This window comes from Marinobacter flavimaris (genome assembly GCF_002933295.1).
Classification (GTDB): domain Bacteria; phylum Pseudomonadota; class Gammaproteobacteria; order Pseudomonadales; family Oleiphilaceae; genus Marinobacter; species Marinobacter flavimaris.
In genome coordinates, this window is sequence record NZ_PSSW01000005.1 from 170,999 (window position 1) to 195,754 (window position 24,756).

The 24,756-nt window shown below is 59.0% G+C and carries 22 protein-coding genes; 8 read left to right on the plus strand and 14 right to left on the minus strand.

What is annotated here, in order from left to right:
- Positions 1-20 precede the first annotated feature (20 nt).
- Positions 21-1,190 carry an acetylornithine deacetylase gene (argE, locus tag MDHKLMBL_RS11120; protein ID WP_053113168.1) on the plus strand — a complete coding sequence of 390 codons (1,170 nt, stop codon included), beginning with the start codon at positions 21-23 and terminating at the stop codon, positions 1,188-1,190.
- A gap of 205 nt (positions 1,191-1,395) precedes the next feature.
- Complete coding sequence (argA, locus tag MDHKLMBL_RS11125; RefSeq protein WP_014578504.1) at positions 1,396-2,703, plus strand: amino-acid N-acetyltransferase; 1,308 nt, start codon at positions 1,396-1,398, stop codon at positions 2,701-2,703.
- Here the strand turns inward: argA and MDHKLMBL_RS11130 are convergent.
- Positions 2,677-3,747 carry an aminopeptidase gene (locus MDHKLMBL_RS11130; RefSeq protein WP_104270804.1) on the minus strand — a complete coding sequence of 357 codons (1,071 nt, stop codon included), beginning with the start codon at positions 3,745-3,747 and terminating at the stop codon, positions 2,677-2,679. The two genes, argA and MDHKLMBL_RS11130, sit on opposite strands and share 27 nt — an antisense overlap.
- A 168-nt stretch (positions 3,748-3,915) precedes the next feature.
- On the opposite strand from MDHKLMBL_RS11130, the gene MDHKLMBL_RS11135 reads away from it, so the two are divergent.
- On the plus strand, positions 3,916-7,677 hold the full coding sequence (locus MDHKLMBL_RS11135) for a DUF1631 family protein (RefSeq protein WP_104270805.1): 3,762 nt from the start codon (positions 3,916-3,918) through the stop codon (positions 7,675-7,677).
- Between the two features lie 18 nt (positions 7,678-7,695).
- Positions 7,696-8,562: a phosphoribulokinase gene (locus MDHKLMBL_RS11140; protein ID WP_008173441.1), complete on the plus strand. Its 867-nt coding sequence runs from the start codon at positions 7,696-7,698 to the stop codon at positions 8,560-8,562.
- A gap of 4 nt (positions 8,563-8,566) precedes the next feature.
- On the opposite strand, the gene MDHKLMBL_RS11145 is transcribed toward MDHKLMBL_RS11140, so the two are convergent.
- The 3 genes from MDHKLMBL_RS11145 to MDHKLMBL_RS11155 all read right to left on the minus strand — a co-directional run bounded on the left by MDHKLMBL_RS11145 (position 8,567) and on the right by MDHKLMBL_RS11155 (position 11,015).
- Positions 8,567-9,415: a pirin family protein gene (locus MDHKLMBL_RS11145; protein ID WP_104270806.1), complete on the minus strand. Its 849-nt coding sequence runs from the start codon at positions 9,413-9,415 to the stop codon at positions 8,567-8,569.
- A 135-nt stretch (positions 9,416-9,550) separates the two neighbouring features.
- On the minus strand, positions 9,551-10,345 hold the full coding sequence (gene speD / locus MDHKLMBL_RS11150) for an adenosylmethionine decarboxylase (protein ID WP_008173437.1): 795 nt from the start codon (positions 10,343-10,345) through the stop codon (positions 9,551-9,553).
- Positions 10,346-10,592: 247 nt separating this feature from the next.
- A complete protein-coding gene (locus tag MDHKLMBL_RS11155) occupies positions 10,593-11,015 on the minus strand; it encodes an OsmC family protein (protein WP_014578500.1) in 423 nt (140 codons plus the stop codon).
- A gap of 265 nt (positions 11,016-11,280) precedes the next feature.
- Here MDHKLMBL_RS11155 and crp point away from each other — a divergent pair, with 265 nt between their 5' ends.
- Positions 11,281-11,922 (plus strand): cAMP-activated global transcriptional regulator CRP, encoded by a 642-nt coding sequence (crp, locus tag MDHKLMBL_RS11160; protein WP_007153756.1) that lies wholly within the window; start codon positions 11,281-11,283, stop codon positions 11,920-11,922.
- 83 nt (positions 11,923-12,005) lie between these two features.
- Here crp and modC read toward each other — a convergent pair whose 3' ends face one another.
- The 6 genes from modC to MDHKLMBL_RS11190 form a co-directional block, all read right to left on the minus strand.
- The gene (gene modC / locus MDHKLMBL_RS11165; RefSeq protein WP_062786056.1) at positions 12,006-13,088 is read right to left on the minus strand and encodes a molybdenum ABC transporter ATP-binding protein; all 1,083 of its coding nucleotides are present in this window, start codon (positions 13,086-13,088) and stop codon (positions 12,006-12,008) included.
- Complete coding sequence (gene modB, locus MDHKLMBL_RS11170) at positions 13,085-13,765, minus strand: molybdate ABC transporter permease subunit (protein ID WP_053113164.1); 681 nt, start codon at positions 13,763-13,765, stop codon at positions 13,085-13,087. Before modB ends, modC begins: the two co-directional genes overlap by 4 nt.
- Positions 13,765-14,568, minus strand: coding sequence for a molybdate ABC transporter substrate-binding protein (modA, locus tag MDHKLMBL_RS11175; RefSeq protein ID WP_104270807.1), 804 nt, complete (start codon positions 14,566-14,568; stop codon positions 13,765-13,767). The genes modB and modA overlap by 1 nt, the downstream gene beginning before the upstream one ends.
- Complete coding sequence (locus tag MDHKLMBL_RS11180; RefSeq protein WP_104270808.1) at positions 14,552-15,520, minus strand: alpha/beta hydrolase; 969 nt, start codon at positions 15,518-15,520, stop codon at positions 14,552-14,554. Before MDHKLMBL_RS11180 ends, modA begins: the two co-directional genes overlap by 17 nt.
- Positions 15,480-16,466 (minus strand): sterol desaturase family protein, encoded by a 987-nt coding sequence (locus MDHKLMBL_RS11185; protein WP_014578497.1) that lies wholly within the window; start codon positions 16,464-16,466, stop codon positions 15,480-15,482. Before MDHKLMBL_RS11185 ends, MDHKLMBL_RS11180 begins: the two co-directional genes overlap by 41 nt.
- Positions 16,467-16,574: 108 nt before the next feature.
- A complete protein-coding gene (locus MDHKLMBL_RS11190) occupies positions 16,575-17,321 on the minus strand; it encodes a glutathione S-transferase family protein (RefSeq protein WP_053113161.1) in 747 nt (248 codons plus the stop codon).
- A gap of 140 nt (positions 17,322-17,461) precedes the next feature.
- On the opposite strand from MDHKLMBL_RS11190, the gene MDHKLMBL_RS11195 reads away from it, so the two are divergent.
- Complete coding sequence (locus tag MDHKLMBL_RS11195) at positions 17,462-18,436, plus strand: META domain-containing protein (protein ID WP_227507832.1); 975 nt, start codon at positions 17,462-17,464, stop codon at positions 18,434-18,436.
- Here MDHKLMBL_RS11195 and MDHKLMBL_RS11200 read toward each other — a convergent pair.
- From MDHKLMBL_RS11200 to MDHKLMBL_RS11215, 4 genes are all read right to left on the minus strand, one after another.
- On the minus strand, positions 18,412-19,254 hold the full coding sequence (locus tag MDHKLMBL_RS11200) for a substrate-binding periplasmic protein (protein ID WP_053113159.1): 843 nt from the start codon (positions 19,252-19,254) through the stop codon (positions 18,412-18,414). The genes MDHKLMBL_RS11195 and MDHKLMBL_RS11200 overlap by 25 nt on opposite strands.
- Positions 19,255-19,336: 82 nt before the next feature.
- Complete coding sequence (locus MDHKLMBL_RS11205) at positions 19,337-20,395, minus strand: quaternary amine ABC transporter ATP-binding protein (protein ID WP_014578493.1); 1,059 nt, start codon at positions 20,393-20,395, stop codon at positions 19,337-19,339.
- A gap of 11 nt (positions 20,396-20,406) precedes the next feature.
- Entirely contained in the window at positions 20,407-21,441 is a 1,035-nt protein-coding gene (locus tag MDHKLMBL_RS11210; protein WP_008173411.1) for an ABC transporter permease, read from the minus strand.
- 96 nt (positions 21,442-21,537) lie between these two features.
- Positions 21,538-22,503, minus strand: a complete 966-nt coding sequence (locus MDHKLMBL_RS11215) for an ABC transporter substrate-binding protein (RefSeq protein WP_104270809.1) — start codon at positions 22,501-22,503, stop codon at positions 21,538-21,540.
- Between the two features lie 287 nt (positions 22,504-22,790).
- On the opposite strand from MDHKLMBL_RS11215, the gene MDHKLMBL_RS11220 reads away from it, so the two are divergent.
- Complete coding sequence (locus tag MDHKLMBL_RS11220) at positions 22,791-23,891, plus strand: M14 family zinc carboxypeptidase (protein WP_104270810.1); 1,101 nt, start codon at positions 22,791-22,793, stop codon at positions 23,889-23,891.
- A 41-nt stretch (positions 23,892-23,932) separates the two neighbouring features.
- Complete coding sequence (locus tag MDHKLMBL_RS11225) at positions 23,933-24,667, plus strand: alpha/beta fold hydrolase (RefSeq protein WP_104270811.1); 735 nt, start codon at positions 23,933-23,935, stop codon at positions 24,665-24,667.
- Positions 24,668-24,756: the final 89 nt, after the last annotated feature.

Here is a 24,756-nt window from a genome sequence, read left to right on the forward strand (position 1 = left end):
TGGGAATCTGAGAGGAAACTATGTCGCAGTCCGATAGCAAATCCGCAGTGGTGCCGGGCATTCGTGACATGCTTGCCCGTCTGATATCTCTGCCCTCAATCAGCAGCGCGTCGGCAAAATGGGATCATAGTAACGAGCCTGTGGTGCGAACCCTGGCAGAATGGCTCGAAGCCCTCGGGTTTTCCGTGGAAATCCTGGAAGTGCCAGGCATGCCCGGAAAATTCAACCTGATCGGAACCCTTGGCAGCGGCCCGGGCGGTCTTGTGTTGTCCGGCCATACCGATACAGTGCCCTTTGATGACAAACGCTGGCAGAGCGACCCCTTTACCCTGACCGAGCGGGACAATCGCTGGTACGGGCTGGGTACCTGCGACATGAAAGGCTTTTTCCCGTTGGCCATTGAAGCAGCCAGGGCCTTTGTGGACGAAGATCTCAAACAGCCCCTGATCATACTGGCCACCGCCGACGAAGAGAGCTCCATGGATGGCGCCCGGGCCCTGGCAGAAGCTGGCAAGCCCAAGGCCCGCTACGCGGTCATCGGCGAGCCAACCAGCCTGAAACCGGTGCGCATGCACAAGGGCATCATGATGGAGCGCCTGAAATTCGAGGGCCAGTCCGGTCATTCCTCCAATCCGGCCTTGGGCCGCAACGCCATGGAAGGAATGCACGAAGCGCTCACCGAGTTGCTGGCACTCCGGTCAGGCTGGCAGGAAAAGTACCGGAACCCGAACTTCGAGGTACAGTTTCCAACCCTGAACCTTGGCTGCATCCACGGTGGTGACAATCCAAACCGTATCTGTGCCCAGTGCGAGCTGCACTTTGATCTGCGCCCGTTGCCGGGCATGAACATGGAAACCCTGCGCCAGGCCATCCTGAGCAAGGTTCAGCCGATCGCGGACCGCCGGGAACTGTCCCTGGAATTCGAGCCGCTCTTTGATGGCGTGCCACCGTTCGAAACTCCGGCCGATGCCGCTCTGGTCAAAGCCTGTGAAAAGCTTACTGGCCATACCGCTCACGCCGTTGCTTTCGCCACGGAAGCACCCTGGTTGCAGAAACTCGGCTTGGAAACCCTGGTTATGGGCCCTGGGTCTATCGATCAGGCGCACCAGCCCGATGAATTTATCGAGCTGTCCCAGCTTGATCCAACCGTTAAAATACTGCGAGGGCTGATTCGACAGTTCTGTCTCTGAGTGGCATGCAGGCACTTCCGACGTCTGCAGAGAGTCCTGGCGGGGAGGGTGAGCCAAAACCGTGGAGCGCCAGGGATGACGCGACCGAGCCCTACAGGGACGTATTTACGGGCGTGTTTTGGCTCACCCTCCTCGACAGGACTCGGCAAACTCCTCAAGATAAAGTACCTGCCTTTAGAAGATAACGAGAAACCAGGAGAAAGGTTTGAAATCAAACGACTGGCTGCATGGATTCCGCCATTCATCCCCTTACATCAACGCCCATCGCGGGCGGACGGTAGTATTGACCATTCCGGGGGATGCGATTGAACACGGGAATTTCATCAACATCATCCATGACATCGCGCTGCTGAGCAGCCTTGGTGTGCGGCTGGTCGTTGCCTTTGGTGCCCGCCCGCAAATCCAGACGCGGCTGGATGCTGCAGGAATCGAATCGTCGTTTTCAAAAGGTTTGCGGATTACGCCGCAAGAGCACCTCAGCATGGTGATGGAGGCCGTCGGTGGCCTGCGTGCCTACCTGGAGAGCCACCTTTCCATGGGTTTGGTGAATTCGCCGATGCATAATGCCCGTATCCGGGTGAGTGGCGGCAACTATGTGGCTGCCAAGCCCGTGGGTGTGCTCGACGGTATTGATTTTGGCCATACCGGCAAGGTGCGCCGGGTGGATGTGGCCGGGATCGAGAAACTGCTGGAGCTTGGTCACATTGTCCTGTTGCCGCCCATGGGCTATTCGCCCACCGGGGATGCCTTCAACCTCTCCTACGAGGATGTTGGCAGCCAGGTGGCAGCGGCACTGCAGGCCGAGAAGCTGATGGTGTTTATTGATGATCCCGGGTTACAGGAAGAGGACGGTACTTTGATCCGGGAGCTGTCGGCGCGCCAGGCGTCCGAGCGTCTGGCGGCCGGTGCGGTGACCGGTCACGATGCCGACTTGCTGCGAGCTGCCTGTGATGCCTGTGTGAAGGGTGTGCGTCGCGCCCACATCATCAGCTATGTGGATGACGGCGCCCTGCTGAAGGAGCTCTTCACGCGGGATGGCGCCGGCACGTTGGTCAGTGGCGATCACTACGAGCAATTTCGCCAGGCCCGGGTCGAGGACATCGGCGGGATTCTGGAGCTGATCCAGCCGCTGGAAGAGCAGGGCATTCTGGTTCGCCGCTCCCGGGAGATGCTGGAAACCGAGATTGACCGCTTTGTTGTGGCGGAGCGCGACGGCACTATCGTGGGCTGTGCCGCTCTGTACAGCTACCCTGAAGAAGGCGCCGGCGAGTTGTCCTGCTTCGCGGTAGACCCGACCTATCGCCGGGCCGGACGGGGTGATGAGATTCTGGCAATGGTGGAGAAGCTGGCCAGGGGGCAGGGTATCCAGAAGCTGTTCGTGCTCACCACCCAGACGGAGCACTGGTTCCGGGAGCGGGGCTTCCAGCCTTCGACAGTGCAGGCCCTGCCGGGGCCGAAGCTGGCTGCCTATAACACCCAGCGGAACTCAAAGGTGTTCTTCAAACCGCTCTGACAGGGCGGCCAGATGTTCAGACCTCTGGGGTTCCAGTTGCTCTGACAGCATCTCGACGGCCTTGTAAAAGTCCGCAAAGTCGTAGCCTGCATTCCGAAGCATCTGACGGAACGCCGGTACGTGCTGGTTGTACTGACGAAACAGCGCCAGGTTGGCATTGTTCAGGCTGACTGGTACGGGTCCGAACGGGCCCGGTTCGGACCACTCTGCGGAAAGTTCCTGATAGGCAAGAGCCAGCTCTTGGTAAATGGCCGCCTTGCGATTCCGCAGTTGCTGGTCTGGCAAGACGTCCTGCTGAGCATAAAGAACGTCCAGCCGGGCACTGAAGTCTTCGACCAGGGAGAGCGTCTGGTTTCGGCGAGCCAGGCGGTCCAGTGCCTCGTCGAACTGGCCGGATTTGCCCTGTTCCGATAGCCAGAGCCTGAGCCCTTCCAGCTCCACCGCGGTGGCAAAGCTTTCGTTAAATGCCGTGTCATCGGCGATGTAGACCACCCGGTGTGCCAGCTCATGGAACATCAGGGCGACCATGCGATCCTCCGTAAGTTGGGTAAAGCCGGTGTGCAGGGGATCATCGAACCAGCCGAGGGTGGAATAGGCCGTGACGCCGCCAATAAACGTGTCGAAGTCCTTGTTGCGAAATTGCGACTCCTCGGCACGCGCATCCGCCAGGCTGTAGTATCCCCGGTAGGCCTGACAGCCGAGCACCGGATAGCACCACCGGTGCGGTTCCAGGGAGAACTCCGGCACAGCCACCAGGTTCACCACTACCCAGGGTCTGTCGAGATTCACGTAGTCGCTGAAGGCTTCTCCCACCGGCAGGGCCAGTCGTTGACCGGCGAATTCCCGGGCCTGTTGCGCTACCGTGAGTTTGCCCCGTAGGTCCATCGGCGTTGAGGTGTCGGAGAGAATGTCGTCGACCGGTTCCGCCGACATCATCAGGGAGAGATGGCCACTGACAGCCTGCGAATAGTAGCCAATGGTCGAACAGCCGTTAAGCATTGTTACCAGTAGCAAAAGTAGATAGATCTGACTAAGCTGTTTCATGGGTCAGGATGTTATAGTGGATTGGTTTGCCTGTGGGGGCCAGGCCGCTATAGTACAATCATGGTCTCTATAGTAGCAGGTGGCATCCGCCATCGTTTCAGGGACGTGAGCCGGTACCGGGCGCTGTGTTCGGTGATCGTTCCGGCTTTGCGAGATATCAGGTAGTTCATGGATCCGAGAGAACGTCGTAGCAGCCCCCGCCAACCAATCAAGCTTGCCGCCCAGATTGATCTGGGAACCGGTGAAGCCTGGCCGTGTCAGATCGCCGATTTCTGTGCGGAGGGTCTGTTCGTCCGCTATTCGGGTGAAACCTCGAAGAAGCTGGATCGGGCGTTTGCTTCCGGCATACCCCCAGAACTGGTGATACGTTTTCGGGGTCTGGATGGCGCGCGCCGCCACGAGCTTCATGTCAGTATTGTCCGTCGCATCGATGGCGCCATGGGGGTCAATTTCAGCAGGCCCAACCCGGTAGCCGTGGATGCCATGCTGCAGCAATGCGGGGGCTCCCGAAGTCAGGATCGCTCCTCGCTCCGCGCACCCAGTGACCGCGTACAGTTTGTCCTGCATCAGTCCGCCAAGGCGGTGACCCAGTTTATCGAGCCGTTGATGGACGCCTGTTTCGTGCAAATGGTGGAGGGTCTCAAACTGGCGGCCCAGAGAGCCGTAAATGATCAGCAGGCCAATGAATACATGGATGCTTCGGGCCAGATTCAGGCCCGGCAACGGGTCATCTGGCATCAGATGGCTCGCAGCCTGGAATCACCACTGAAGCCCGCCCCCAAGGGGTTTCCGGGGTCCGAGCTGTCCGTGGTCGACAAGGGCGAATTCGAGGACTGGTTGACGATCCGGGTGATGGTAACCAAGGCGGATACCCAGTATCGGGGCGATCTGCTGCAGCTCAAGCTTCGCCTGGACAAACTTGGCATCGCGAACGCCACGGGACACCACAATCCCCTCGGGCCCTCCCTGGTCTGCGAAGCCTTCCATAATGGCCTCAGCCAGCTCAAGGCGACCCGGGAGGTGGAGAAAGTCTGTCTGCGGGTCTTTGAGCAGACCGTGTTGCAGCAGCTGGGACCTCTGTACAAAGAACTCAACGATATTCTGATTCGTCACGGTGTTCTGCCGGACCTGGATCTCAGCAAGTATCTGAGCGAGCAGGCCGGGGCAAAGCCGGAGACACAACAAGAGCCCGCGGAGCCCGAGCCGGTTGCCGCGGAGAGTGCTGCTGCAGAGTCAAAGCCAAAGGCGGGTGCCGAAGACGCCGGACAGCCCCAGTCTCGTCGCAGAGCCGGCATGCTGGGGGGCGAGTTTCGGGGTTATGCCCAGGCGGCCCAGACTGCGTTCGCCACGGTGCGTAACCTGCTGAATACCCTGAGCGCGAGCCGTGTGGCCCGGGGCGATCCGGAGCCTTTGCCGTTCCAGCCCAATGCCAGGCCTTTGTCGTCCGGAGAATTCCAGCGAGAACTCCAGCAGCTGCAATCTCAGCCCGTGGATACTGGCGAGGAGCTGGCTCCCCTGAAGGAGCGGGTGGTAGAGAAAGTAAAGGCAAGCGGTGATAACCGGCTGGATGAAGAACAGCAGGAAACGGTCGATGTGGTCGACCGGTTTTTTAAATCGGTGGTGGAAAGCCCGAAGCTCAGCGAGTATGCCCAGCAGCGCATGCGGCAGCTGGAAGTACCCGTTCTCAAAGTTGTCATGAGGGACCCTGCGTTCTTTGACGATCAGGATAGCCCGGTACGCGGGGTGATGAACCGTCTGGCCCAGCTAGGGGTAAAGGGCGGGCGCATCAATCCGGTGGTTCAGCGTCGCGTGGATGAGCTGGTAGAGCGCATTACAACGGACTTCGAGCAGGACACCGGGGTATTCGAGCAAACGGTCCAGGAACTGGACACCCTGATTGATCGCCAGAATCTTGTCTATCGCCGGAATGTTGAGCGAGTGACAGCGGCCGCAGAGGGGGCCCAGAAGGTAGCCGAGTCAAAAAAGGCTGTGGCCGATGTTCTGGACAACAAACTGGGTGGGCGCAAGGTGCCAAAGGCGGTAATCAGCCTGTTGGATGGTGGCTGGCGGGATCTGCTTTCGCTGACCTGGATCCGGCAGGGGCCTGACAGCCAGCTGTGGCATGATTACCTGGCAGTTATCGATTCGCTCCTATCCTTCGCTGATGATCCGAACAGCTCCATTAATCTGCCCGAGCTGCTGCGGGTAATCCAGGATGGTCTGGCCTCTATTTCCAGCAACCATATGCCTTCTTCGCAAATCCGTGACGAGCTCAAGCAGTTCCTGGTTCGCAGTCCGCAAAAAAGCCCCGAACTGGTTGAAGTGCCAGTGGCAAAGCCGGAGCAACCGGATGCCAGAAAACTGTCCGACCGGGAGCAACGAAGTCTTCAGCGCTGGATCAACCGGGCGCAGAAATTGCGAACCGGCGACTGGCTTCGCGACCAGGAAAAACCGGACGAACCCCAGTACATTCGTCTGGTCTGGGTGGCCCGCGGTTTCAGCCGCTTTGTCTTTGTGAATCACCAGGGCATGCGAGTGGTGGAATTGGAGCTGGAGGCCCTGGCCCGGCAGATGCGAAAAGGCATCATTGTGCCCGATAGCCAGTATGAACGGCCGCTGGTGGACGAGAGTATCGATCGCATGGTCCGCAAGGTCTATGACCAGTTGTCCTGGGCCTCCACTCACGACGAATTGACCGGCCTTCTCGGGCGTCGGGAATTCGAACGCATGCTCGATCAGCAGTTGGCCCGTCGGGAGGATGAGCGCTCCCTGGTGCGCCTGGATCTCCGCAGGTTCCGCCTGCTGAACGACACCGCCGGCTACCAGGCCGGTGATGAGACCCTGAAACGGGTTGCCGATATCCTGCGCAGCCACGTCGGTGACGGTATGCCCGTGGCCAGACTTGCAGGAAATGAGTTTGCCATGCTGGTGCCGTCCGAGAGTGCCAGCGACGCGGCAAGAGATCTCATCCGGGCAGTGGAGGCCGCCGAGTTCAGTTTTGGTGGTCGCGACTACCGGCTCTCTGCCAGCGCCGGTGTGGTCCCCACGTTGCCGGCCCTGGTCAGTGCTGAACGCTGGTTACGGGCGTCGGAGCAGGCGCTTGCCGCGTCCCGCCAGCAGGGCCACGGCAAGGTTTCGGAGTATGCCCTGGATGCCGATGATCAGGCCCGTCAGGAGCAAATTGCCGCCAAGGTTGCCAGCCTCAGCGACCTGAATGAGGAGCGCATGCTGCTGCGTTGCCAGAAGATCATCCCTCTGCATGCCAAGTCCTCCATGGCTGCGCAGTATGAGGTGCTGATCAGCATGTACGATGACGAAGGCAACCTCATTACCGGTCGGGACTTCGTGCGCATGGCCGAGCGTTATGACCGTATGCAGGCCGTGGATCGATGGGTTGTTGGTCACATGCTGGACTGGCTCAGGGAACAGGCGCCGGACCCGAGGCATTTCGGCGGCGTCTGCATCAACCTGTCCGGCTATTCCATGAATGACCAGTCGCTGCTGGAGTTCATCTACGAAAAGCTGAGTGAGAAAGATGCGCCTATCGAGCGGCTGTGGTTCGAGATTACCGAGGCCTCGGCGATCAACGACGTCCAGTCAGTGGCAGACTTCATCATTGAGATGAAAGAACTTGGCTGCCGGTTCTGTCTCGGCAACTTTGGCAGTGGCCCCAGTTCGTTCGAGTTCATGCGTTCGTTACCGGTAGACCTGATCAAGATCGACAGTGCCTTTACCGGCCAGCTGTCGACCAGCGAGACCGACCGGGCAATGGTGCGCTCAATGGTGGATATGGCCCACTACATGAACCGGGAAGTGATTGCCTCCCAGGTTGAATCCCGGGACGTTCTGGACATGCTCCGACAGCTGGGTGTGGACTACGCTCAGGGCTTCGTGGTTGAAAAACCCCGTCTGCTCGACAGCCTAACCTGATTCCGGCAACCTGCCTCTATGTCAAAACGTCATCCCATCATCGCGGTTACCGGTTCGTCCGGAGCGGGCACCACGACCACCGGCCAGATTTTCAGCCGGATGTTTGCCAGTGAGGGGCTGAACGCCGCAATGGTCAGCGGTGACAGTTTCCATCGCTACAACCGTGAACAGATGGCCAGGCTTGCGGCCAAGGGCCAGTTCGGTGAGCGCAACCACTTTGCGCTGGCCGCCAATCACATCGACAAGCTGGAAGCACTGTTCTACGACTACGGCCACACCGGCAACGGTCGGTATCGTCAATACGTTCACGATGAGGATCGCAGGCTGGTTGAAGCCGGGCACAAGCCCGGCACCTTCACGCCCTGGGGGCCTTTGCCCGCCGATACCGATCTGCTGTTCTACGAGGGGCTTCATGGGGGTGTGGTCAGCGAAACCTGCAATATCGCCCAGTATGTGGACCTGCTGATCGGTGTGGTTCCGATTGTGAATCTTGAATGGATCCAGAAGATCCACCGGGACACACACAAGCGGGGCTACAGCCAGGAGGCGGTGGTGGAAACCATCATCAACCGCATGGATGACTACGTGCACGACATCGTGCCCCAATTCTCGCACACCCACATCAATTTCCAGCGCATTCCCCTGGTCGATACTTCCAACCCCTTTGTCGTCCGGGAAGTTCCCACTGAGGACGAAAGCATGCTGGTGATCCGGTTCCGGGATCAGTCAGAGGTGGACTTTCCCTATCTGCTGCAGGTGATTGCAGGCAGCAGCCTGTCGCGACACGACACCCTGGTGGTTCCGGGCACAAAAATGCCGCTGGCCATGGACCTGATTGTCAGGCCCATGGTGCAGCGGCTGATGGCAAGAAAGCCGTTTGCCTGAGGCGTCAGGCCGTCAGGCGTCCATCCCGGTAATCCCGGAGCGTCTGCTCGATCTCCTCGCGGGTATTCATCACAAACGGACCATACTGGACCACCGGCTCGCCAATCGGTTTGCCGGCAATCAGCAGCAGTCGCGCTCCGGCTTGCCCCGCATGGAGTTCGATCTGGTCGCCGTCGTCGGAAAGAACGTTAGCGGCGCTTCGCTGCAGCGAGCTTTCCCCCAGGCTCGCGCTACCCTCGTAAAGATAGAGCATGGCGTTGTGGCCTTCCGGAAGGGGCAGTCTCAGACTCCCATCGGATGCCAGGTGAATATCAGCGTAGATCGGCTGGGTGGTGCGATCGGGCACCGCCCCTGCATGGGCCTGGCCATCGATCTGTAATGTGCCGGCAATGAGCTTCAGCTTGCCACCGTCGAAGGTAAGCTCCGGAATCTCTTCCGGCTGGATGTCCCGGTAGCCGGCCTTCGTCATTTTTTCCGCCGCTGGCAGGTTCAGCCAGAGCTGAAAACCGCGCATCACGCCTTCTTCCTGCTGGGGCATCTCCGAATGGATGATGCCGCGACCGGCGGTCATCCATTGCACACCGCCGTTACGCAGGTCGCCCCGGTTCCCGAGATGATCTTCATGCAGCATGTGCCCCTCGATCATATAGGTCACGGTTTCGAACCCCCGATGGGGGTGCGAGGGGAAGCCTGCGATATAGTCGGCGGCCTCGGCGGAACCAAACTCGTCCAGCATCAGGAACGGGTCAAGGCGAATGTTCTGTTGCTGGCCAATGGAACGCTTGATGCGCACGCCGGCGCCGTCGGACGTTTCCAGGGCGGGTATGATCTGTTTCAGGGAGCGCAGGGTCATGATGTCCTCCTCTCGTTAGCTCTTGGCTCTATTTAAACGGGATGGGAGGAGAGAATAAAACGCAGAAATCTGGGGGGTGACATCAAAAAAACTGAAGGACCTGTGACGCCCCGGGCGGGGCGCCACAGGAGGCGATCATTCGACGTTGCGGGAATAGAAGATTTCCAGCATTTCCCGACGCAGACGGTCCTCGATGGATTGCGCTTCGGCGGGATCAAGATCACCGGCGTTCACACCGAACACATAGTTATCGAGGTTGAAGTTCTTCAGCATCATCTTGGTGTGGAACAGGTTCTCCTGGTACACGTTCACATCGATCATCTGATACGCGTTCTGGGTATCTTCGGTCAGGTAGTTCTGGATCGAATTGATGTCGTGATCAATGTAGTGCTTGGTGCCGTCCACATCACGGGTAAAGCCGCGAACCCGGTAGTCCACGGTAACGACATCAGAATCAAAGCTGTGGATCAGGTAGTTCAGCACTTTCAGCGGTGAGATCAGGCCACAGGTGGATACGTCGATGTCAGCCCGGAAGGTGCTCACGCCATCGTGGGGATGGCTTTCCGGGTAGGTGTGCACCGTGACGTGACTCTTGTCCAGGTGGGCCACGATGGTATCCGGCAGCGGTCCGGGAGACTCTTCGTTGTCGGGCTCTTCGCCATTGGTGAGCTCGTGCTCGGCGATCAGCATGGTGACAGATGCACCATGGGGCTCGTAGTCCTGACGCGCGATGTTAAGAACGTTAGCGCCGATAATCTTGACGACGTCGGTCAGAATCTGGGTCAGGCGCTCGGCGTTGTACATCTCGTCGATGTAGTCGATATAGGCCTTGCGTTGTTCTTCGGTCTGCGCATAACAGATGTCGTAGATGTTAAAGCTCAGGGATTTGGTCAGGTTGTTGAAACCATGCAGCTGGAGTTTTGATTCCATGCTCAGCCCCTCCGGATCGTGGAGATGAATGACTGCAGAGCTGCATTGCTGAGCTCTGCCGAGGCCGCCACCGACTACTGACCGGGTTGTTCACCTTTTGCGCAGACCGGCGGAGAGGGTGCGTATTATGCACACCGCAAGTGACGTTGAATAGTATTCGCAATGACATTTTAGCATTCGTGATTTCCCCTGCATCCGGCCCGGGGAATCGGTCCATGAGGGGCCCTGCCGAGATTTCTCACACGGGTTATGACGCCTGGTGAACCTCGTAGCTGTGACTGATCTCGACGCCGGCCTTCTCAAGCATGATAGAGGCGGAGCAGTACTTTTCTGCCGACAGGCTCACGGCCCGCTTGACCAGATTGTCTTTCAGGCTGTTTCCGGTTACCACGAAGTGCAGGTGAATGCGTGTAAACACCGCCGGAACCGCGTCGGCCCGCTCTGCTTCGAGCTCGGCGTGGCAGGCTGTCACGTCCTGGCGGCTTTTCTTCAGGATGCTCATGACATCGAACGCCGAGCAGCCTCCGAGCCCCATCAGCAGCATTTCCATGGGGCGCGGGCCCAGGTTCTCACCGCCGTGGTCTGGCGGGCCATCAAGCTGCACGCTGTGGCCACTGCCGCTGGTGGCTTTGAAACTGGCGTTGCCGGTCCAGTCTACGGTTGCTTTCATGGGACGACTCTCCGTTGTGATGACGCGGGACCAACTGGTGTGATGGCCCCGATAAAGATGACCTGTGGCCGGATGCTAGCACAACCGGCTTCGCCAGGCAGGCCGATCTCGGATACATGTTGTATACTCTTTCCGGTTGCCCGCAACAGACCTTCTTGTTATAAGTTGCGGAGTTTTGCAGTAAAAAAGAACGAACCCGCAAGGAAAGCCGGGTGCATAACAAACATTGGGACCCGCCAGTATCTGAGGAGGCACGACTCGCATTATGGCCACTATCGTCAAGCCGGTTGAGCAGAAAACCAAGCATCTCGACTATTTCCTTTCGCAGTGCCATCGCCGCCGTTACCCAGCCAAGAGCACGATTATCTATGCCGGGGACAAGAGCGATTCCCTGTTCTACATCGTCAAAGGCTCGGTGACGGTTATCATTGAAGACGATGACGGTCGCGAGATGATCATGGCCTACCTGAACGCCGGTGACTTTTTCGGTGAAATGGGGCTGTTCGACAACATGGATTCCCGCAGCGCCTGGGTAAAGGCCAAGACCGAGTGCGAAGTGGCGGAGATCAGCTACACCAAATTCCGTGAGATTGCCCAGCAGGATCCCAGGGTTCTGTATTTCATTGGCGAGCAGATGGCTTCCCGCCTCCGCCAGACCACGCGCAAGGTGGGTGATCTCGCGTTCCTGGATGTGACCGGCCGGGTCGCCCGCACCCTGCTGGATCTCTGCAAGGAGCCGGATGCCATGACTCACCCGGACGGCATGCAGATCAAGATTACCCGCCAGGAAATCGGCCGTATCGTGGGTTGTTCCCGGGAGATGGTTGGACGGGTTCTGAAGACCCTGGAAGATCAGGGCCTGGTTCGGGTCAAGGGCAAAACGATGGTGGTGTACGGCACCCGCTGAGTCTCCGAATAGCAGAGCATCGATGTAGCAAGAAAGGCCGCTGATATCAGCGGCCTTTCTGGTTGGGGCAGGGGCCGCCGGTGTCAGTCGGCCAGGGCCACGGACTTGATCTGCATCCACACCTGCTGGCCGGGTTCCAGAGCCAGTTGGTCAACAGCCCGGGTGGTCAGTCGGGACATGACCGGTGTGGGTCCGGCGAGCAGGCGGACGATACTGACGCCGGGGGTAACGTCCGGTTCAATCCGGTCAATGGTTGCCGGAACCAGGTTCTGGATGCTCTGGTCAGGGTTCTCTTCCAGAGCCAGGCTGATGTCCCGGGACAGCAACTGGATCCGGACCCGATCCCCGATTTTCATGCCGTTGTCCCGGCGCAGCCACAGGGAGCCACCGTCGAACTCAAAGCGCGCCAGGTGCCAGCGCTGATCCAGTTCTCTTATTGTCCCCTCCACAAGCACGCCCGCGTCGTCCTCGAGACGGAACGGGTTGTCCATGCGTGCAAGTGTCTCCCGGGTCGGCCCGCTGGCTAACACCTTGCCGTCCTCCATGACCACCAGATGGTCGGCGAGCCGGGCCACCTCTGCGGTAGAGTGGGAGACATATACGATCGGGATGGCCAGGGCGTCCCTAAGACGCTCCAGATAGGGCAGGATGTCGTGTTTGCTGGCTTTGTCCAGGGCCGACATCGGTTCGTCCATAAGTAACAGCCGGGGACTGGTCAGCAGCGCGCGGGCTATCGCTACCCGCTGGCGCTCGCCCCCGGACAGGCCTGCGGGCATACGGTCCAGGTGGCCGCCGAGTCCCAGCCAGTTCACTGCCTCGTCAAACCCGATCTGCCGGTCCGTGGCCGGAATGCGCCGGTATCCGAATTCAAGATTCTTGCGCACGGTCAGATGGGGAAACAGGTGGGTTTCCTGGAATACATAGGCGAGGGGACGTTTATGAACCGGCAGGAAAGTATCAGCGCTTTGCCAGTGTTCGTCGAGAACGGTCATGGCTCCCTCTGCGCGGTGCAGGCCCGCCATACAGCGCAAAACAGTGGTCTTGCCGCAGCCGGAATGCCCGAACAGGGCGGTGATGCCCGTGCCGGGCAGGGTCAGGTCAACGTCCAGACCAAACCCGGGAAATGCGCAACGGAAGCGAGCAGAGATGCTTTTCTTTTCGCTCATTTCAGTGCTCCTGACCGGGCCTTACCGTTCAGCGCGTAGAGGGTGACCAGAACCACAAAGGAGAACACTACCATGCCGGCAGAAAGCCAGTGTGCCTCGGTGTATTCGAGGGATTCCACGTGGTCATAGATAGCAACGGAGAGAACTTTGGTTTCCCCGGGAATGTTACCCCCGATCATCAGAATCACGCCGAACTCGCCAATGGTATGGGCGAAGGTCAGTACGGCGGCAGTGAGGAAACCGTTGCGGGCAAGGGGCACGGCAACAAACAGGAAGCGATCCCAGGGCGCGGCTCGAAGCGTGGCAGCGACCTCGAGGAAACGGTCGCCAACCGACTCGAAGGCATTCTGCAGCGGTTGCACCGTAAACGGCAGGGAATAGATCACGGAAGCCACCACCAGACCCTCGAAGGTAAAGGGCAACAGCCCGATGCCGAGCGACTGGGTGAACTGGCCAACCCAGCCTTCCGGCCCCATCACCAGCAGCAGGTAAAAGCCAAGGACCGTTGGCGGCAGAACCAGAGGCAGCGCGACCACGGCCGCCACCGGCTGGCGCAGCCAGTGCCGGGTTCTGGCGAGCCACCAGGCGATGGGCGTGCCTATCAGCAACAGCAGCAGAGTGGTTGTCGTGGCCAGTTTCAGTGTCAGCCAGACTGGATCCCAGTAGGTTTCAAACATCAGTTGATCGCGTCATGTCCTTCGTCGTAACCATAGCTCCGGATGATGCCGATGGCAGTATCGGATTTCAGGAAATCCATCCAGGCGCGGGCTGCTTCATTACTGGCGCCCCGGTTCAGCAGGATGGCCTGCTGGTCAATGGGCTGGTAATAGGCCTGAGGCACCTGCCATAGGGTGCCGGCATCCTCGTCCCAGACTTTGACCTGGGAAGCGGCCACGAAACCGGCCTGGGCATTGCGACTGACAACAAACTGGAACGTCTGGGCTATGGAATCACCGCGGACCAGTTTCGGTTGTAACGGTTGCCATTGGCCGATGTGCTCAAGAACCTGCTGGGCAGCCAGGCCATAGGGTGCGGTTTTCGGGTTGGCGATGGCCAGCCTGGCGAAGGGCTGCTGCTCCAGATAGCGCGGGGCATCCTCAAACGCATCGGGCGTCGGGCTCCAGAGCACCAGCTTGCCCCGGGCATAGGTAAAGCGGGTTCCGTTGACCCCGGCCTGCGCCTCTTCGATCAGCTCTGGCCTGAGCACGTCGGCCGCCATGAATACGTCGAAGGGCGCGCCGTTCCTGATCTGGGCGTAAAGTTTGCCGGTAGAGCCAAAGCTGGCGGACACCCGGTGACCGGTTTCCGCTTCAAAGTGCCTGGTCAGTTCCCGGGTGGTATCGGTGAAGTTTGCGGCCACACCAATACTGACTTCGCCGGCGATGGCTCCGGAAGCAAAACTGAACAACACGCACAGGCAGGCGAAAGCCCGGGTTATTGGGTGGCAGATTCTGGTGCGGCGTTCATGGGGCTCTGGCATGGAGCAGGGCTTTCTGTTCGGCGGTTGATTGGGCAGACGCATTGTCCCTATGCAGGCACAGGGAATGCAAGTATTGCCACACCTCGTCCCGGTTGGTTTCGTTGAGCATCTCATGGCGCCCGCCCTCAAACAACCTCAGGGTCACATGGCCAACGCCCGCCTCTCGAATGGCCTGAAAGTGCTGGCGCACGCCGCGGCCCATTTCACCAACCGCGTCCGCCGTTCCAGAGAACAGGTGCACAGGCAGGTCTTTGCGCCAGGTCGGCGGTTTGATGGCCAGCATGCCGCCGATAAAATCCAGCCAGAGCCCGGTTGAGCATTGGAACCCGCAAAGCGGATCGGAAACGTAGGCGTCAACCTGGTGCGGATCTCGGCTGAGCCAATCGGCATGGGTCCGATTGGGGCGGAACCGGCGATTGAATTGCTCAAACGTCATGCGGGTAACCAACGGGCTGCGGTGCCGCTTGCCCCGGAGCAGTCGGATCAGGCCGATCAGGGCCCGGGATGCCAATAGCTGGCCCCGATCAATCCGGTTGGTGGCGCTCAGGATCAGGGTATCCAGGGAATCACCGTATCTCTGGGCGTAACCCTGGGCAATGAACGAGCCCATGCTGTGGCCCAGCAGGTTGACCGGCAGCCCGGGAAACTGTGAACGGGCGTGTTGGACCACCTGGTGCAGGTCGGCCAACACGCTGGCCCAGCCGTTCTGGTCGGCATAATGCCCCAGGTTCTCGACTCCTGAATTCGGGCCATGGCCCCGGTGGTGAAAGGTGATAACGGCCATGCCGCGTTCGCAGAGCCAGCGAGCGAGGGACTGGTAACGGTCGCCATGCTCGGCCATGCCGTGGCTGATGATCAGAAGGCCGGTGGGAGCCGTCGGGGTAAAGACTGTTCCGGCTATGCTGTGGTCATCACCACTGCTCAGCGTCAGAGGGTGTTCGTTCGTTGTCACGACCCGGTTCCTTGTTGTTTTTCTCCGCAGCCGGGCGTTGCCACTCCGGCGGTTTCCATAGATGGGTAAGGCGAGACAATAATCCGCCGGGCTGTGCCATGTCGCGGAACAGGTCCACGTATTCGTGGGTCCAGAGCACAATCAGGTTATTGGAGCGAACAGGCCGGGTGATGCCGTATTCGGGCGGATCCTGGGCATTTTCATCGACAAACGTGCCGAACAGGCGATCCCACACTATCAGCGTGCCGCCGTAATTACGGTCGATGTAGCCGGGATTTCGGCCATGATGGACACGGTGATGGCTGGGCGTGTTGAACACCAGTTCGACCCAGCCGGGCAGCTTCCCGACCAGTGTGGTGTGAATAAAGAACTGGTAGACCAGCGACAGGGCATAGGCTACGCCGATCCAGACAGGATTGAGTCCCAGCAGCGCCAGGGGCAGGTAGAACACCCACATGCCGTTGAAAATGTTGGTGGCATTCTGGCGCATGGCAGTGGAGAAGTTCATCCGCTCGGAGGAATGGTGAACCACATGGGCCGCCCAGAACCAGCGTACCCTGTGACTGGCCCTGTGCATCCAGTAGAAACAGAAGTCCACCCCCAGAAAAGCCAGCAGCACGGTGAATCCGTTCAATTCCAGATCAAACAGCCGGTAGTGGTAGCACAGGGCATAGACAGGGAAGGCAATGAGGCCGGCGAAGAGCAGTTCGGTCACCTGATAGCCGGCGCCCAGGGCAAAGTTTCTGACCGCCTCACGGGTATCCATCAGCTGCGGATCGTGGCGAATCTTCAGGTATTCCCACAGGGTAACGCCCACAAAAACCGGTGTTGCAATCACAAAGATCAGTTGGCGTTCATCCAGCGCCAGCCACGGCGCAGCCATCGCCCAGAGAGAAAGCAGGCCGCTGTCTTCCAGTACGGCCAGTATCATGTCGGTCAAAGCCATCGGGTTTCTGCCGGTTTCCTCATCAAGTCCGTTGATTCTGGCACGTAACCCGGAAACCGGAATGTCGGTTCACGCCAGATTGGCTAACGGATTCCGACAATCCGGTACTCAGCCTGGTCGACGGTTGTCTTCGTACACTTTTTCCAGAGCCCGGATCTGTGGCTGCCACTGGTCCAGCCAATGTTTGATGTCTTTGGGAATTCGTGCAGTTTTCGGCCATGGCACCGGATACTGTGCGGGCTGGAACATGGGTGCAAACAGGGCGGCTGCGGTCAGGTCTGCGCGCGAAAACTGGTCGCCGGCCAGGAAAGGCCTTTCGGCGTAGATGGCAGCCAGCTCGGTGAGCAACTCTTCCATGACCTGGCGGGACTTTTCAGAGGTTTTTTCGTTGATCTTCATCCACTGACGCATGACTTCATCAACCCGGCTGAAAGCAAGGCTGAGCAGTATCCGGTTATAGAAAGGCGTTCCCGCGGCCAGCATGGGCACCACAATTTTGGGGCGCTGCAGGAAGTGGTGGTAGGAATAGCAGCGGATAGCCGGCCCCGCTTCCTCGTCAAGCCGGCGCTCCCAGGCCAGCGCCTGCTCACGAACGTCCGGGTCTGCCGGTGTCAGCGGGTGCTCGGGAAACGTCTGGTCCAGGTAATCCAGAATGGCGGCTGAGCCCTGAACCACGTGGCCGTCATGGTCCAGTACCGGCACAGAGGAGGCTTCACCGGTCAGTTTCCGGATGGTTTTCACATGTTGTCCCGGCAGCAGGTTCACCGTTTCGTAGTTGAGCCCCTTGTAGTCCAGGGCCCAGCGTATTTTTTCGCAGTAGTGGGAAATGGCAAATTGGTAAAGTTTCAGTGCCATGGGGTGTCTCCTTGGTTCAGCGTTCTAGCATACTGCCGGTGGGGCGGTATAAGAAGTCCCATCAGATGCCCATGGTGGCCTCATCGGTCGTTGGGTTCTAAACTGTAGGCCGAAAAGACGCTCAAACAAGGGAACTGACCATGCACTCACGACGAGTTTTGATGTTGTCCGTCGTCACTGCGGCGAGCCTTGCCATCTCCGCCTGCTCCTCTCTATCCAAAACCAGTCAGCCGGTTTCCGCGAGCTATGCTTGCGGGCAACTCGATATTGCCGTCTCCGGCACGGACGACAGCGATTTGATCAGCATCGACTATCTGGATCGACGTATTCTGCTCAAGCCGGAGATAAGTGCCTCGGGCGCATTGTACGTAGCCCCCGGCGACGACCAGACGCGGTTCTGGAGCAAGGGTGAAAAAGCTACCCTGACAGTGAAGGGGCAAACCTATCCGGAGTGTTTGCAGCCTGGCGATCTGGAAATGCCGTTTGAGGCGCGGGGGAATGAGCCTTTCTGGCACGCGACGCTTGAGGGCGGTGAGCTCTTGATAACACGGCCTTTCGAGGAACAGGGAACCCGTCGGGTACCGGTTGAAGTCAAAACAGCCAACCGGCATGGGCGGACATTTGTGGCGACGCTGGCAGATCTCCCCATTACCCTGACAGTCGCCCGTCAGCTCTGTGACGACAGCATGTCCGGGGCTCAATATCCCGCGCAGGTGCGCCTGCAGGTCGGTGATGATGAGTTCAGGGGATGTGGTGGTGATCGCCAGCGTCTGTTACGGGGCGCAATCTGGGTTGTTGAGGATCTTGCGGGCGCAGGCATCATCGATCGGTCCCGGATCACGATCGAGTTTCTTGAGGGCAATCGGATCGCGGGCAGGGCGTCTTGCAACCGATACACTGGCACCTATGAACTCAGGGGTGAGGGCATGGCTATAGGTCCACTGGCATCAACACGGATGGCCTGTGCGCCCGCGCTGATGAATCAGGAAGAGCGGTTTCTGAACCTGCTGGACCAGGTGAGTTCAGTGCGGATCGGGCAGCAGGGCCAACTGCTGTTGTCGACACCGGGCGGTGAGTCGATCCGGGCGTTTCAGTCTGACCACGACAGTCCATAGCGCGTCAGGATCTCTTCCACCCGCCCACTGCTTTGCAGGGCTCTCGCTCCCTCTGACAGGAGCGCTGCGAGCTGGGCGGAATCACGGCCGACCGGTGAAAATGCAACGTAGATCGGCGACTCGTGGATCACCGCGGCCATTCGCAGGCTTTCCGTGTTGTTCTCCTGCTCCAGTTGCCACTGCATCACATAGCGGTCTTCCGGGAATACGTCAGAGCGCTGCTGGTGCAGGAGTTCGATTGCCCGGCTCAGTGGTGCCGGCCCGGACAGCACCCAGACCCGCTCCGGATCGTCCTGGTACTTCTCGATATAGCTGTCCAGTTCCGGTGAGTAAGCGTAGCCGTTGATCGCCAGCAGCTTGGATTGGCTGAGTGAGTCGATGCCAGCGTACTGCCAGTTGTTGTCAGGGTGGGTGTAGAGCGCGATCGTCGAGTAACCAGTAGCGGCGTCCGGAAACACGAAGTCCGGCGCATCCCCCGGAAGGGCTCCTACAACCGCATCAATATACCCGTCCCGGGCCTGTTGCAGGGCCCGTGCCCAGCTCATGTTCACGTACTCGACATCGATACCGGCGAGTCCGAACGCCTCCCTGGCAATATCTATCATATAGCCTTCGTGCTCGGAGCCGGCTTCACAATTGTGAGGACACCAGGGATCAGCGGCAATGACGACGCTATGGCGCGGCTCTGTGGGAGCCGGCGCAGCGGGAGCGGTCTTCGTTGCCTTTGCCGCTGTTTCAGGAACCAGCGGTGGCGGGTCTTCTGGCTGCGAGCAGGCGGCAAGAAAGAGCGCGATGGAAAGAACCAGGGTTTTTGCCATGGTGATAAAACCGGGATGCCGATGACGTCGGCTCTCCCTGAAGCATAGACCCTGGTCGCGGTTTTGTAATGGCTAAAAGCCCCTAGGCGGCGGTTTTGTTCCTGTCAGCCGACGCGGCGGTCGGCACCAGCGCCCGGGCGAGGTCTTTCATGTGCAGTGTGCCCACGTGCTGATCGTCCCGGACTACCCGGAAATTCAGAGACATATCCCCGTCGGATTTCAGCAGTACCGTTTCAAGGTTGTCCTTTTCCGAGATGTCACCGGCGAACGTGGCCTCACCGTCATCCGGGGGGCTCATGACCGATCGTACCCTCAGCACCCGTGCCCGATTGATATCGCTGATGAAGTCGACGATGTAGGGATCGCCGGGATTGAGCAGGATTTCCTGGGGATCTCCCTGCTGCACTACTTCGCCATCTTTCAGGATGACCAGGTGGTCGGCCAGTTTCAGGGCCTCATCAAGATCATGGGTGATGAACACGATGGTTTTCTGCAGTTCTTCCTGGAGCTCCAGCAACAGGTCCTGCATATCGGACCGAATCAGCGGATCCAGTGCCGAGAAAGCTTCGTCCATCAACATGATCGGGGCGTCGGACACCAGGGCTCGGGCGATGCCCACCCGCTGTTGCATGCCACCGGACAGCTGGTGTGGATACTGGTATTCGTTACCCTCCAGACCAACCCGCGCGAGCCATTTTCGGGCGTCGGCCTCAAAGTCCGATGTCGTATAGCCGCGAATGTCCTTGGCCATGCCGGCGTTCTCGAGCACGGTTTTGTGGGGCAGCAGGGCAAACTTCTGGAACACCATCGACATCCGCTCGCGGCGAAGCTTTCGCAGCTGCTCTTCGCTGTAGCTCATGATGTCTTCGCCATCGACACGGATTTCGCCGGCCGTGGGGTCGATCAGTCGGTTCAGGTGCCGGATGAGTGTGGACTTTCCGGAGCCGGAAAGGCCCATGATGACCGTGATCTCGCCATCGTGGATGTCCACGTTGATATCACGCAGACCGAGTACGTGTCGCTGCTGCTCCAGCAGATCGGCTTTGCCCATGCCCTTGCGAACATACTCCAGGGCAACATCCGGGGTCGGGCCGAAGATCTTGTAAAGGTTCCGGATCGAAATCTTGATGTCTTTCGCCATGGGGGCTTTCCTCACTGCTTCTGGGAGACGTTAATTCGTGCCAGGGACGCCTTGGTTACCCTGTCGAGAATAACCGCCAGGATCACGATGCCAAGGCCGGATACCAGGCCAACACCCAGTTCCAGATTACGGATGCCCCGCAGGACCAGAACGCCAAGCCCGGGCGCGGAAACCAGGGATGCGATAACAACCATGGCAAGACTCATCATGATGGTCTGGTTAACCCCTGCCATGATGTTGGGTAGCGCCAACGGGATCTGCACCTTGTAGAGTTTCTGTCGGGGCGTCATGCCAAAGGCGTCTGCGGCCTCAATCACGTCCTTGTCTACCAGCCGGATGCCCAGGTTCGTCAGCCGGATCACAGGAACAATCGCGTAGAGGATGATGGCGATGCCGTACAGCTTTGATTCGGTAACACTGAACAGGAAGATAAGCGGAATCAGATACACAAAAGGTGGCAGCGTCTGCAGCATGTCCAGCACCGGTATGATCATCCGTTGCAGGGAATTGCTGCGTGCCATGGCGATGCCTATGGGTACCCCCAGCAAGACACAGAGGAAGGCACATACAAAAATGATCGCCAGTGTTTGCATGGCGTAATCATAATGGTCGATGAAGGCCAGCAGCACGATACTGCCGCCTACAAAGAGCATCAGTTTCCAGGATTTGGTGACCACGTAAACAACCGCCAGTAACAGTGGAATCACGATCCACCAGGGCGTGTTCAGCATGGCGTAAAGTGCCCCATCCAGGAACCAGCTGAGAGGCTGGGTCAATGGATCGAGAACCAGGCTCAGGCTGTCCTTTATTGCCAGAAATCCCTGTTCCAGGCCCTTGGTAAGTTCCCGGGACTGGGGGAAGGCGGAGCAGGATTCGTTCAGGGCGTCCATGGACGGAAACGGGAGTTCCCATATAGAGGCCGGTTCGGCGCTCTCTCCCTTGGTTTTATTCAGCAGGTCGGCCATCGACATGGGGCCGCTGCTTTTGCCTTCCGAGCACCATTGCTCAAGGCCGAGCGATGAAAAAAGGGAATCGTAGGTTGCCATGGGCGGTCAGTCTCTCCTGCGCACGTCTGGAATCAGAACGGTTTTCGGGAAACGACCCGGGGCATCGCGAAGGATGCCCCGGGAGGGGCAGGTCAATCAGTTAAGAACGTTGGCCAGACGCTCACGCGCGGAGTCGTTCAGCCAGGTTGACCACTCGTCGCTGTTGTTGCTGAGGTAGTAAACCGCAGCTTCTTCGCCCGAGGCATTGTTGGAGTCCATCCAGGCCAGGATGCTGCTCATGGTCTCGGTCTTGAACGTCAGCTTGCTGAGCATCTCGGCCACTTCCGGCTCGCGCTCTTTGAAGCTGGTAGTGATCGACGTCAGAACCGTTGCCGCCGGGAAGTCGGATACGCCCGGATTGTCGACATCCTGTGTCTGGTTCTTCTGGTGCACGTCCGGCTTGATGTCGCCGAGATCTACCCGGGTCATGTCGTACTTGCCGAGGGGAACGGTCGGGCCCCAGTAGTAGCCGAACCAGGGCTCTTTGTTCTGGACAGCGGACGCCATGGAGGACGCAAGGGTCTCACCGGAACCATGGTTGAATACGTCAATGCCGGACTCTTCCAGATCCAGGGCGCGAACCAGGTTGTCACTCACAACTCGGCAGCCCCAGCCGTCCGGGCAGTTGTTGAAGGTGCCGCCAACGAGCTCAGGATTGGCCATGATGCCTTCGATGGTCTTCAGCTCCGGATGCTCTTCCGCGAGGTAGGTGGGAATCCACCAGCCTTCAACACCGCCCGGATCGAGAACCTTGCCAAGGCGCTCCACTTTGCCCTGTTCTTCCAGGCGCAGGTAGGCCTCGCCCGCGGAGTTCAGCCACAGCTCGGTGACGATGTCAGGCTCACCGTTTTCGGCAACGGAGGTTACCGCCGGAACGGTATCGGAAGGAACGATGGTGACGTCACAGCCGTAACCCTGCTCCATGATGAAGGTGGCCACGTTGGTGACGACCGTGTTGGACGCCCAGTTCATTTCTGTGATTGAAACTTCTCCACAGTTAGCCTGGGCCAGTCCGGGTGCTGAAAGTGCACAAAGCAATGCTGCAGACGTAAGCTTTCGCATAGTCGCGTCTCCTTTCTAAGGTTTGTGTTGCTTGGCGAATTTATCGGGTACTACGGAATCGCGATCGGGAAAGATCGGATAGAAGGCGATATTTGGATCACTAATGTGATACAGCAAAACGGGGACGTCTCGGTTAGTACGTAGCTAATAGGATAACCATCCTTGGGCAAGTTACAAGGGCGTGAGCAAAAACTGTCATCAAAAAGCACATAAGTTTGACCTTATGACTGTCAAAAAAATGTAGTAGTGACAGGTTAGAATCCGGGTTTTCCAAGCCGGAACGAGCGATGACAGAGCTGCGCGACCTGACACCTCACACATCAATCAGCCACGAGCAGGCCTCTCGGGATGGGCGTCAGCGAAGGTTGCTGAGAACCTTCCTGCCGGAGCTCGTTGGCCTGGAGCGCATCCTGGCGGAAGCGCCGGATTTCATCACAACCGAAGTGGTGGAGCGGGTCGCCCTTAAGGACCTCTCCTTGCCCATCTACCGTGTCGATATCGGCTCTTCCCGGCCCGATGTGCCAGCGGTATTGCTTGTTGGCGGCGTGCACGGGCTTGAACGCATTGGAAGCCAGGTAGTGATGGCCTGGCTGAAGTCGCTACTCGCCAGAGTGACCTGGGACGAACATTTGCTGGGGTTGTTGCAGAAGGTTCGAATTACCCTTTTGCCGATCCTTAACCCGGGCGGTATGTACCTGAATCAGCGCAGTAATCCCAACGGCGTGGACCTGATGCGCAATGCGCCGATCCAGGCTCAGGAACGTAGCGCATTCCTGCTCGGCGGCCAGAGAATTTCACCCCGATTGCCGTGGTACACCGGTGACCCAGAACAGGGCATGGAGCTCGAAAACCTGGCTCTTGAGGCGGTCATAAAACAGCTGCTGCCGGGGCGGCCGTTCAGTGTGGCACTGGACTGCCATTCCGGATTCGGGATGCAGGACCAGATCTGGTTTCCCTACGCCTACCGGCGTCGACCCATGCGCCGAGTCGCATCGGTTATGGCGCTGAAGCTTATTTGGGAGCAGTCATACCCGAATCACGACTACCGTTTCGAGCCCCAGTCCCGCCACTATCTCACCCATGGCGACTTGTGGGATTACTTCTACAAACAGGTCAATCGCGAAAATGCCGGTGTGTTCCTGCCCCTGACACTGGAAATGGGCTCCTGGCGCTGGATTCGCAAGCGGCCCCGTCAGTTGCTGAGACTCGACGGCTTTTTCAATCCCCTGGTTCCGCACCGGCACAAACGGGTCCTGCGCAGTCACCTGACCTGGATGGACTTCCTGATTAACGCCGCCGCCAGCCACGAAAACTGGTTGCCGGCTCGGGATGAGGAGTCCATGCTGAAAGAAGCCGCGATCATGCACTGGTATCGCGATACTCTCTAGCGATCCAGCCGGCCCTGGCATCCATCAATCGGAACTATCGTATGCACTGGATTCTGTTGCGGGGTCTGACTCGGGAACACGCCCACTGGGGCAGCTTCCCGGCTCGCCTTGGGGAGGCATTTCCCGAGCACCAGTTCCATCTGGTCGACCTGCCCGGGACGGGCGTGCGATATCGAGAAGACAGTCCGGCAACGGTAGCGGCGATTCGGGAAGCTGTCTCCAGGCACGTTAGCCATATCCCCGGTCCTTTCAGCATCCTGGCACTTTCCATGGGCGGTATGGTGGCCCTGGACTGGGCCCAGCAGGCTGCGGATGGTCAGATCCAGAACCTGGTCCTGATCAATACCAGTTCCGGCTTCAGCCCGCCCTGGAAACGCATGCGGCCTGGGGTCTGGCCGCGAATTCTGCGGCTGCTGGCCCGTCAGGAGTTGTTTGACCGTGAGCGGGATATTCTCCGGCTCACGTCTAACCGTGAGGTGCCTCTGTCACTGGCAAAACAGTGGTACAGCATACAACGACAACGCCCCGTCAGTACCCGCAATGCGATCAACCAGTTGGCGGCTGCCGCCCGCTACAAACCCGGTGAAAAGCGTCCTGTGCCAGATGCCCTGATTCTCGCCAGCCGCGGCGATCGCATCGTTCACTGGCGCTGCAGTTCTACGCTGGAGGAACGCTGGCAATGGACCATGAAACTGCACCCGGATGCTGGCCATGACCTTCCACTGGACGACCCGGAGTGGATTATCCAGCAGATCCGCAACTGGCTGCCCCGGTAACGCCGGTTGCTTGACGCAACTCTTCTTTCCGGTCAGTCTTCTCGTTTTGAACCGTCAAAGCCGCCATTGATCAGGAACGGAGCCGATAA